This is a genomic window from Pantoea sp. K16, assembly GCF_048452805.1.
Classification (GTDB): Bacteria; Pseudomonadota; Gammaproteobacteria; order Enterobacterales; family Enterobacteriaceae; genus Pantoea; species Pantoea agglomerans.
In genome coordinates this window covers 107,852-116,747 of sequence record NZ_JBLWNV010000016.1, presented here as the reverse complement: position 1 = coordinate 116,747, position 8,896 = coordinate 107,852, and the positions used below count along the sequence as shown (strand labels likewise).

At 53.9% G+C, this 8,896-nt stretch carries 8 protein-coding genes and 1 riboswitch; of the genes, 3 read left to right on the top strand and 5 right to left on the bottom strand.

Translation table 11 applies throughout. The features are described from left to right. Positions 1–285: 285 nt before the first annotated feature. The gene (gene murI / locus ACK13D_RS19520) at positions 286–1,137 is read right to left on the bottom strand and encodes a glutamate racemase (RefSeq protein ID WP_033759179.1); all 852 of its coding nucleotides are present in this window, start codon (positions 1,135–1,137) and stop codon (positions 286–288) included. Next, positions 1,082–2,959, bottom strand: a complete 1,878-nt coding sequence (gene btuB / locus ACK13D_RS19515) for a TonB-dependent vitamin B12 receptor BtuB (protein WP_122889929.1) — start codon at positions 2,957–2,959, stop codon at positions 1,082–1,084. Before btuB ends, murI begins: the two co-directional genes overlap by 56 nt. A 69-nt stretch (positions 2,960–3,028) precedes the next feature. After that, positions 3,029–3,211, bottom strand: a riboswitch (cobalamin riboswitch). Positions 3,212–3,321: 110 nt separating this feature from the next. On the opposite strand from btuB, the gene trmA reads away from it, so the two are divergent. Continuing rightward, complete coding sequence (trmA, locus tag ACK13D_RS19510) at positions 3,322–4,425, top strand: tRNA (uridine(54)-C5)-methyltransferase TrmA (protein ID WP_010672059.1); 1,104 nt, start codon at positions 3,322–3,324, stop codon at positions 4,423–4,425. A 39-nt stretch (positions 4,426–4,464) separates the two neighbouring features. Here the strand turns inward: trmA and ACK13D_RS19505 are convergent, their stop codons facing one another. Together ACK13D_RS19505 and fabR are read right to left on the bottom strand one after the other, a co-directional pair. Then, positions 4,465–4,818: a YijD family membrane protein gene (locus tag ACK13D_RS19505; RefSeq protein ID WP_010258126.1), complete on the bottom strand. Its 354-nt coding sequence runs from the start codon at positions 4,816–4,818 to the stop codon at positions 4,465–4,467. 14 nt (positions 4,819–4,832) lie between these two features. Then, positions 4,833–5,480 (bottom strand): HTH-type transcriptional repressor FabR, encoded by a 648-nt coding sequence (gene fabR, locus ACK13D_RS19500; RefSeq protein ID WP_010258128.1) that lies wholly within the window; start codon positions 5,478–5,480, stop codon positions 4,833–4,835. Positions 5,481–5,672: 192 nt separating this feature from the next. Here fabR and sthA point away from each other — a divergent pair, with 192 nt between their 5' ends. Next, entirely contained in the window at positions 5,673–7,073 is a 1,401-nt protein-coding gene (gene sthA / locus ACK13D_RS19495) for a Si-specific NAD(P)(+) transhydrogenase (protein ID WP_010258130.1), read from the top strand. Here the strand turns inward: sthA and oxyR are convergent. Next, positions 7,056–7,973: a DNA-binding transcriptional regulator OxyR gene (gene oxyR / locus ACK13D_RS19490; protein ID WP_010258132.1), complete on the bottom strand. Its 918-nt coding sequence runs from the start codon at positions 7,971–7,973 to the stop codon at positions 7,056–7,058. The genes sthA and oxyR overlap by 18 nt on opposite strands. 124 nt (positions 7,974–8,097) lie before the next feature. Here oxyR and ACK13D_RS19485 point away from each other — a divergent pair, with 124 nt between their 5' ends. Continuing rightward, a complete protein-coding gene (locus tag ACK13D_RS19485) occupies positions 8,098–8,832 on the top strand; it encodes a glutathione peroxidase (RefSeq protein WP_346449831.1) in 735 nt (244 codons plus the stop codon). Positions 8,833–8,896: the final 64 nt, after the last annotated feature.

Genomic DNA, 8,896 nt, shown 5'->3' with positions numbered 1-8,896 from the left:
TGATATCAATCCTGCGAGTGCCCACACAGATTGTCTGATAAATTGTTAAAGAGCATGCCGCGATTTACTGCGGCGCGGGCTGCGTATATTACGCTTTCCGCATTGTCAGTCAAGCATTTATTTTCGCTTAACTCACTGGTTCGTATGATTTCGAACCTACTCAACCCGGCGCTTCGTAAGCCGTTGTGCCGTGTCAGTGGAGGCGCATTATAGGGAGTTCTCGGAGGGTGACAAGTGCTAATTTCAAATAAAATTCCGAGTGCTGATTTTTTCAGCTAAAAGCCGCTAAAGCGCCAGTTTTTCCAGCAACGGGAAGCCATAACGCCGTAAAACGGGTGATAATTGTACTGCTTCGCCATCCAGCTCCGTACAAAATGCAACGTTCTGCTGCGATGAATGCACTTCAGGTGCTTCATGCTCCAGCAGCCAGGCTGTGCGTCGTGCAATTGCCGCACCGGAATCAATCAGACGCGTCCCTTCCGGTAACACCTGCTGCAACTCTTCGCGCAGTAAAGGAAAGTGCGTACAGCCTAAAACGACCGTGTCCGGTGGTTCCGCCATCCGCAGCCACGGCTGAACAATACGGCGCACCTCATCCAGAGCCACCTCCGCACCATGGAGCTTCGCTTCTGCCAGTTCAACCAGCTCCGCTGATCCCAGCATCTCTATCTTGCAGGAACCGGCAAACTGCGACACCAGCTCATGGGTATAAGGACGGCGCACCGTGGCACGCGTCGCCAGCAAGCCCACTACACCATTTCGCGTCAGGCGCGCGGCCGGTTTAATCGCCGGAACCACCCCCACGACAGGAAAGGCAAAACGTTCACGTAAAGCGGGCAATGAAACGGTGCTGGCCGTATTACAGGCGATGATCACTAACGAGAGAGGATAGCTGCGGGTAATGGCCTCAACGATAGCGACCACCCGATCCACAATGAAAGTCTCGCTTTTCTCACCGTAAGGGAAGCCAGCGTTATCGAAGGCGTAAAGATAATGAAGATCCGGCAACAGCTGACGGACCTCATCATAGACAGAAAGCCCACCGACGCCGGAATCAAACACCAGCACGGTGGGACGCAAATCAGAAGTTGTAGCTGCCGCTGAGGTAATACTCTCGTCCTGGTGTCTGATAGCCATACACTGTCTCGTAATCTTTATCGAACAGGTTGGCAATTCTACCACGAACCGTGAGTTGTGAAGTGACAGGATATGAGACGGCGAGATCCCACAGGCTGACGCCCCCTAACTTCACGCGACGGCTGGGAGAGCTGTTAAAGTCCGTATCATAACGGTCACCCAGATAATGGTAGGTGACTGACCAGTCAAACTCATACAGCGTCCAGTCGAGCTGGTATTTCACCTGCTGCTTAGCCCGGCGTACGAGCGGCTGATCGGTGCTGCCATCCCGCGCGTCGACATAATCATAAGAGAGCTGATGCGCCAGCGGCCCGGTGTCGAATCCTGCGGTCGCTTCAACGCCTTTAATGCGAGCCTGCTTAATGTTGTAGTAACGGAAAGTCGCCGGATCACTATCAATCAGATTATCGATGTCGTTGCGATAGCCCGACACACGCCAGTTCACCGGTCCGCTCAGCCCTTCAAAACCGCCTTCCCACTGCTTACTTTTTTCAGGATCGAGGTCGCGATTGCCATAAAACGGGCTGTAAACCTGCGACAGATTAGGTGCTTTAAAAGCGGTGCCATAAGAGGCGAACGCGCGGTAGCCGGAGATAAACTCCCATGAGGCCGCCGTCTGCCAGGTGTTATGCCAGCCAAACTGATTGTTGTCGTCACCGCGTACCGCACCTTCAAGGGTGACGCTGCCAAACTGCTGCTGGCCGGTCAGGTAGAGACCGGTATTACGCTGCTCATAGCCATCTGACAAATAGTTCGTGCCCGGCTCGGTCGTCTCTTTCTGCCAGTCGACACCCGCGCTGATCGCCCCCTGCCCCACCTGCACGGTGTTGCCCCACTGCAGATTGTACTGGGTGACATCATCAAAGGTGGACGCGGCACCGTAGCGACCATTGCGCGGATCGTAGTTGATGTCTTTGGTATGGCCATAACTGGCGATGAGCTGGGTAGAGTAGAAGTCACGATTGAAGCGTAACCCGGTGTCCCAGGTCTGGCTGTAGAGCTGGCGGGTATCCGCCAGCCCGATAATATTGAAATTATTATCGTAGGTATATGAACCGTCGTAGGCGGTGCGGTTATCAAACCCGTAGCCGCGCACAAAACCACTGAGCTCATCGCTGAACTGATGCTCAAGGTTGCCATACAGGGTTTTGCTCATGAAGCCGTCGCGATCGTGCTGCGCCGGGCTAAAGTCATTGGGATAACCCGCCACCACGTCATACCCTTTGGTATAGGTGTAGTTGCCTGCCAAGGTGAGCTTTGTCGCATCGCCCAGCATCTGCTGGGTTGAGCCGTCGTAGGATTGATAGCCGTTGGACCCGACACCCGCCGTCAGCGTGGTGCCAGGTTGCGATCGGCCCGTAATGATATTCACCACGCCGCCAATCGCATCGGAACCGTAGACTGCAGAACGCGCACCGCGAATGTATTCGATGCGTTGCACCAGTGACAGCGGGATCTGGCTGAGGTCAGACGAACCGGTGATGCCCGCCTGATTAAGCCGGATACCATCAATCAGGATCAGTACATGTCTCGATTCGGTGCCCCGAATAAACAGCGAACTCTGCTGCCCTAACCCGCCACTTTGCGCAACATCAACACCCGGCAGGCGGCGCATCACATCGGTCAGGCTTTTGGCCTGCCAGCGATCAATCTCATCACGTGTGACAACGGTGGTGGGTGCCAGCACACCTGAAACAGGTTCAGCAAAACGGTTGGCGGTGACTATTTGCGTATCATCATTCCCCTGAGCAAAACCGTATTGCGCCCAGAGAGAAATCGCCGTTGCGCTCAGAGCGAACAGCGAAGCAGTTTTTTTTGTCATTTTTATCGCATCCATAAGACGAAGCAGGATGCCGCAGGCCGACAATCAATAGCACGCGATGATTGTACGAGTAGCGACGTTACACCGGCAGGTCTTCGGGCTGGGAACCATAAGTGATGATGACTTCCCATCCCACAGGACAGTGTCTGCAATTGCACTCATCACGACATTCCTTACCGCTGCGCGTCAGCTCCAGATTCACACTGGATTCCCTATTAACTCGGGCTTGAGGCCGGCGTCTGCAGTCTACGGAGTGGAGATACGGAAGTCCAGACTGCCAAACATCTTCTCGCTGCGGGACTGGACATCAGCAAGTGAATGCCTACAATCGCCCGCTGGTAAGCTATTAATCAGGATTGCTCATGACACCCGAACATCTCCCCATTGAAGACTATGACGCACAGCTGGCGGAAAAAGTCAGTCGTTTAGAGACGATGATGACACCGTTTGCTGCGCCCGACGTGGAGGTGTTCCGTTCACCGGTCAGCCACTATCGGATGCGCGCCGAATTCCGCCTGTGGCACGACGGCGATGATATCTATCACATCATCTTTGATCAGCAGACACGCGAGCGGATCCGTGTTGATCAGTTCCCGGCGGCCAGCCAGCTGATCAATCAGCTGATGCCAAAGATGATCGCCGCGATCCGTGATAACCGTACCCTGCGTCATAAACTGTTCCAGATCGACTATCTGTCGACCCTGAGCAATCAGATTGTGATTTCGCTGCTCTATCACCGCAAACTGGATGATGAGTGGCAGCAGGCAGCCGTGGCGCTGCGTGACCAGCTTCGCGCGGAAGGGCTGGATGTGCAGCTGATTGGACGCGCCACCAAAACCAAAATCTGTCTGGATCGCGACTACGTTGATGAGTGTCTGCCGGTAGCGGGTCGCGAGATTATCTATCGTCAGGTCGAAAACAGTTTTACCCAGCCTAACGCGGCGATGAATATTCAGATGCTGGAGTGGGCGCTGGATGTGACGCAGGATTCACAGGGCGACCTGCTGGAACTCTACTGCGGTAATGGCAACTTCTCGCTGGCGCTGGCACGCAATTTCCGCCGCGTTCTGGCAACTGAGATCGCCAAGCCCTCTGTTGCGTCAGCACAATACAATATTGCCGTGAACCAGATTGATAACGTGCAGATCATTCGTATGGCGGCGGAAGAGTTTACCCAGGCGATGAATGGCGTGCGTAGCTTTAATCGTCTGGAAGGAATTGACCTGACCAGCTACGAATGCGAGACGATTTTTGTCGATCCGCCGCGCAGCGGACTGGATGAAGAGACGGTGAAAATGGTGCAGGCGTATCCGCGCATCCTTTATATCTCCTGCAATCCGCAGACCCTCAGCGACAATCTGCAGACGCTGGCGGAAACGCACGATGTGACGCGGCTGGCGCTGTTTGATCAGTTCCCCTATACCCACCATATGGAATGCGGTGTCCTGCTGACACGTAAAGCGTAAACAAAAACGGGAACCCTGAGGTTCCCGTTTTTTTTATCACTACTGATTACGCTTGCGCTTAAAACGCGTCGCAATCCAGAACACCAGCGCTACCATCAGAACGGTGGGAACGAAGTTGGAGCCAATATCCGGGTATTCTGCCCGCACCAGCGCGCTATAAACCAGAATCCCCAGCAGGAAAAACGCCGCTGCCAGTCCTGGCATACCGTCCGGCATATTGGTGTTGAGGTAACGCTGATGCAGACACCAGGCCGCCAGACCCAGCGCAATCAGCGGAAAAATCGAAAATGGAACAAAGGCGCTGAACAGCACAGAAAACGAGCCGTTAATTGCTAAGCCGGTAATAAAAGCCAGTACCAGTGTGCTTTTATCGCGAGTACCTGGGTGGGTCATGGACTGATCCTTACTCATTGCTCTTCGGGTTTTTCCAGGGTGGCCGCCAGTCGCTCTTGCTCCCGGCGGTACCAGTAATAAGCGCCTTTGGCGATCATACGCAGCTGTAACACCAGCCGATCCTCAAGCTTACGTCGCTGCTCAGCATCAACATCCAGTGCTTCTGCACCGGCGCTGAAAACAATGGTCACCATCGCTTCAGCCTGCGCTTCGGTAAAACTGCGCGGCATGCGATTTTCGACCTCAAGATAATCGGCCAGTTCAGCGATAAAGTGCTGAATTTCACGCGCCACGGCGGCACGAAAAGCGGCAGAGGTGCCGGAACGTTCACGCAGTAACAGGCGGAAAGCGTTGGGATTGTTGCCGATAAACTCCATAAAGGTCGACACCGACGTTTTAATGATGCTGCCGCCTTTGGCAATACGCTGGCGCGCCTGGCGCATCAGCTGTCGCAACATCAGCCCGCTTTCATCTACCATCGTCAGGCCAAGCTCATCAACATCCTTGAAATGACGATAAAAGGAGGTAGGTGCAATCCCTGCTTCACGGGCAACCTCCCGCAAACTCAGACTGGCAAAACTGCGCTCGGCGCTGAGCTGACTGAACGCTGCTTCAATCAGTGTACGTCGTGTACGTTCTTTTTGTTGCGCTCTGACGCCCATTCTCTCTGCCTTTAGCGGTGTTAAGCAGGCACTATATCAAAATTTTCAGCGTACAGATTGGCAATCTTTGTCACCGCCTGTGAACCTCACTCTTTGTCAAAATGTGATGAAAATCGCTGATAGAATTCAGAAGTGCGCGACGAGATGTTAGAATCTCGTTGTAAAAATGTATAAATAATAGGACGTATCGGTATGCAAAAGTCTTACGATTACGATGCCATTGTGATTGGCTCAGGGCCCGGCGGTGAAGGGGCGGCGATGGGGCTGGTAAAACAGGGAGCGCGCATCGCCGTGATTGAACGCTACCACAACATCGGCGGCGGTTGTACGCACTGGGGCACCATCCCTTCTAAAGCCCTTCGCCACGCCGTCAGTCGCATTATTGAATTCAACCAAAATCCGCTCTACAGCGATCATACCCGACTGCTTCGCTCCTCTTTTGCCGACATTCTCAATCACACTGAAAACGTGATCAGCCAGCAGACAGCCATGCGTCAGGGCTTCTACGAGCGTAACCGTTGTGAACTTTATCAGGGCGATGCGCATTTTGTTGATGCCAACACCATTGAGATTGAGCAACCGGATGGCACGCGTGAGACGCTGACGGCAGAGAAGTTTGTTATCGCCTGTGGTTCACGACCTTACCATCCTGACAATGTCGACTTTACTCATCCACGCGTTTATGACTCCGACTCTATTCTCAATCTGCACCACGAACCGGGCCACGTTATTATTTATGGCGCGGGCGTGATTGGCTGTGAATATGCGTCGATTTTCCGTGGACTGAATGTCAAAGTTGACCTGATTAACACCCGCGATCGCCTGCTGGCGTTTCTTGATCAGGAGATGTCTGACTCTCTCTCTTACCACTTCTGGAACAGCGGCGTGGTGATTCGTCACAACGAAGAGTTTGAGAAGATCGAAGGGGTGGAAGATGGCGTCATCATGCATCTGAAGTCGGGTAAGAAAGTGAAAGCCGACTGTCTGCTTTACGCTAACGGCCGTACCGGCAACACCGATTCGCTGTCGCTGGAAAATGTGGGTCTGGAAGCGGATGGTCGTGGCCTGCTGAAAGTGAACAGCATGTATCAGACGGCTCAGCCGCACATTTATGCCGTCGGAGACGTGATTGGCTATCCAAGCCTGGCCTCAGCCGCCTACGATCAGGGCCGTATTGCCGCTCAGGCGATTATCAAAGGGGAAGCGTCAGCGCACCTGATTGAAGATATCCCAACCGGGATTTACACCATTCCGGAAATCAGCTCCGTGGGTAAAACCGAGCAGCAGCTGACGGCAATGAAGGTGCCTTACGAAGTGGGCCGCGCGCAGTTCAAACATCTGGCGCGAGCGCAGATCGTTGGCATGAACGTTGGCAGCCTGAAGATTCTGTTCCATCGGGAAACCAAAGAGATTCTGGGAATTCACTGCTTTGGTGAACGGGCCGCCGAGATTATTCACATCGGTCAGGCGATCATGGAGCAGAAAAACGGTGGCAACACGATTGAGTACTTCGTGAATACCACCTTTAACTATCCGACCATGGCCGAAGCCTATCGCGTTGCGGCGTTAAACGGCTTAAACCGCCTGTTTTAACGCAGCGTCGAAATAGTGCTGCATGTGGGTTTTAATCGCCTCTGCCAGCTGTTCATAACGGCTGCGCAGAGGTGAACCCGGACGATAGACCAGCGCAATCGTACGCTGTGGCACCGGTTTGTAGCAGGTGAGATAGCAGACGCCGTCGCGGATACGCTCCGGTGGGACTGCCAGCGCCGGTAGCAGCGTAATCCCGCTGCCTGCCGCCACCATATTGCGCAGCGTCTCAAGACTGGTCGCACGGAAATGGGTATCTTCATCGGCACCCGCCTCAAAGCAGAACCCCATCGCCTGGTCACGCAGACAGTGCCCATCTTCCAGCATCAGCAATTTCTCGCCTGCCAGATCGGACATAGGTACCCGGTCGCGATCGCACCAGGGATGATCGGCATAGACTGCCAGCTTCATCGGCTCATCAAACAACGGCACTTCGATAAAGGCCTGGCTCTCTTTGACCAGCGCGATAATCGCGCAGTCCAGCTTGCCGCTATCGAGCTGTGCCAGCAGTTGCTGCGTCTGCGCTTCGTGCAGATACATCTCCAGTTTCGGGAATGTCTGGTGCAGCGTCGGGATAATCTGTGGCAATAAGTAGGGCGCGGTAGTCGGGATGAGGCCGATATGCAGCGGACCTGACATCGCTTCCCCTTGCTGACTGGCCATCTCTTTCAGCACTTTCACTTCACGCAGCACCGTACGCGCCTGATCCACCAGCAGCAAACCTGCCTGGGTGAACAGCACTTTACGGCTGGTGCGCTCCAGCAGCATCACACCCAGCTCATCTTCCAGCTTACGGATCTGCCCGCTTAACGTCGGCTGACTGACATGACACGCATCCGCAGCACGGCGGAAATGACGGTGTTCAGCAAGCGAAACCAGATATTCAAGATCACGAATATTCATTATTACCCTCCAAGCCACGATAGACCGTGGCGATAGATAGAATAGCAATGAACGATTGGCCCTATCAAGGGTGGTTGGGAATAATGCGCACATCAAATGGAACGCGGTATGTCAGGAGAAAAAAATGTTTGCAAGTCAGGAAGGTAAAGCTATTCCGTCAGTGACTTTTCACACACGTCAGGGCGATCGCTGGGTCGATGTCACCACTGAAGCGCTGTTTAAAGACAAAACGGTCATCGTTTTTTCACTGCCGGGCGCATTCACACCGACCTGCTCCTCCAGCCATCTGCCGCGTTACAACGAATTAGCGGGTCTGTTTGCCCAGCAGGATGTGGACAGCATTCTGTGCGTCTCGGTGAATGACACGTTTGTGATGAACGCCTGGAAAGCAGAACAGCGCGCAGACAACATTACCTTTATCCCTGATGGCAACGGCGAGTTTACCCGCGGCATGGAGATGCTGGTTGAGAAAGCCAATCTCGGCTTTGGCCCACGTTCATGGCGCTACTCGATGCTGGTGCGTAACGGCGTGGTAGAGAAAATGTTTGTTGAGCCAAACAAGCCAGGCGACCCATTTGAGGTCTCTGATGCCGACACCATGCTGCGCTATCTGGCGCCCGAGTGTAAAGCTCAGGAGTCGGTCTCAATCTTCACTAAACCTGGCTGCACCTTCTGCACCCAGGCAAAACAGATGCTGATGGATCATGGTATTCAGTACGAAGAGATCGTGCTGGGACAGGATGCAACAACCGTGAGTCTGCGCGCCGTTTCAGGCCGGGCGACGGTACCGCAGATCTTCATGGGAGGTCGTCACATTGGCGGCAGTGAGGATCTGCAGCAATATTTGCTGTCAGCGTAAGAGAATCTGAGCGTCGGCCGGGAGAGCAGGCGCTTTGATGATGTGCCTATAAAAATGAGTAATT

Coding starts and splice junctions, on each gene's coding strand:
- murI (WP_033759179.1), bottom strand. CDS start 1,137: ATGGCTATCAGACACCAGGACGAGAGTATTACCTCAGCGGCAGCTACA.
- btuB (WP_122889929.1), bottom strand. CDS start 2,959: ATGACAAAAAAAACTGCTTCGCTGTTCGCTCTGAGCGCAACGGCGATT.
- trmA (WP_010672059.1), top strand. CDS start 3,322: ATGACACCCGAACATCTCCCCATTGAAGACTATGACGCACAGCTGGCG.
- ACK13D_RS19505 (WP_010258126.1), bottom strand. CDS start 4,818: ATGACCCACCCAGGTACTCGCGATAAAAGCACACTGGTACTGGCTTTT.
- fabR (WP_010258128.1), bottom strand. CDS start 5,480: ATGGGCGTCAGAGCGCAACAAAAAGAACGTACACGACGTACACTGATT.
- sthA (WP_010258130.1), top strand. CDS start 5,673: ATGCAAAAGTCTTACGATTACGATGCCATTGTGATTGGCTCAGGGCCC.
- oxyR (WP_010258132.1), bottom strand. CDS start 7,973: ATGAATATTCGTGATCTTGAATATCTGGTTTCGCTTGCTGAACACCGT.
- ACK13D_RS19485 (WP_346449831.1), top strand. CDS start 8,098: ATGTTTGCAAGTCAGGAAGGTAAAGCTATTCCGTCAGTGACTTTTCAC.